This window comes from Novacetimonas pomaceti (genome assembly GCF_003207955.1).
Lineage (GTDB): Bacteria > Pseudomonadota > Alphaproteobacteria > Acetobacterales > Acetobacteraceae > Novacetimonas > Novacetimonas pomaceti.
The window spans coordinates 1-867 of record NZ_NOXG01000110.1 but is presented as its reverse complement, the minus strand read 5'-3'; the positions used below and the strand labels follow the sequence as shown (position 1 = coordinate 867).

Annotated in this window: 2 protein-coding genes; one reads left to right on the top strand and one right to left on the bottom strand. The window is 59.9% G+C overall.

The window, feature by feature from the left end; translation table 11 throughout:
* A partial coding sequence (locus tag CFR71_RS15875) for a winged helix-turn-helix transcriptional regulator (protein ID WP_207781414.1) occupies positions 1-335 on the bottom strand: 335 nt, incomplete at its 3' end.
* A 100-nt stretch (positions 336-435) separates the two neighbouring features.
* Here CFR71_RS15875 and CFR71_RS15870 point away from each other — a divergent pair.
* Positions 436-867 (top strand): alcohol dehydrogenase catalytic domain-containing protein (locus CFR71_RS15870; protein ID WP_165832133.1); only part of this gene is annotated, 432 nt, incomplete at its 3' end.

The window sequence follows — 867 nt, the reverse complement described above, 5'->3', positions numbered from 1 at the left end:
CTGAACCCGGTATTCTCGTCCCCCCATTTCTTGAGGGCCATGATGACCGGCTCCAGGGTCCGTCCCCGTGCGGTCAGGCTGTATTCCACCTTCGGGGGCACCTCGGGGTAGACTGTCCGCAGCACAAACCCGTCCTGTTCCAGTTCGCGGAGCTGGGCTGTCAGCATGCGCTGGGTGATATTGGGCAGGCGCCTGCGGATTTCGTTAAAGCGCAGGGTTCCCTCAAGCAGGTGGTAGAGGATCACCCCTTTCCATTTCCCGTCGATCAGCTGAAGCGTCGCTTCAACGGCACAGCCGGGACTGCAATCAAGTGATTTATGCCGGATACGGGCCATGACGGTATCATTTCCGATACTATGGGCGTTAAAAGTGCGTTCTTGTCCGAACCCAGCATAATGCTCACTGTTCTCCTTCATCAACACAGGAGCAGACATCATGCGCGCCGTCGGTTACCAGACGCCTCTCCCGATCGACAATCCCGCGTCCCTTCAGGACATCGATCTGCCGAAGCCTGTTCCTTCAGGGCGGGATCTCCTTGTGGAAATCAGGGCTGTGTCGGTCAATCCGGTCGATACAAAAGTCCGTCGCAGCGCCGCGCCGGACGCGGGTCAATGGAGGGTTCTGGGCTGGGACGCTGCCGGGATCGTTGTCGGTACTGGACCTGAAGTCACGGATTTTGCCATCGGGGATGAGGTTTTCTACGCAGGCGCGCTCGATCGCCCGGGAACCGATGCCGAATTCCACCTGGTCGACGAGCGGATTGTCGGCCGTAAGCCCCGTTCCCTGAACTGGGCTGAAGCCGCGGCACTGCCGCTGACAGCGATCACCGCCTGGGAGATGCTGTTCGATCGCCTGGATATCCGTCGG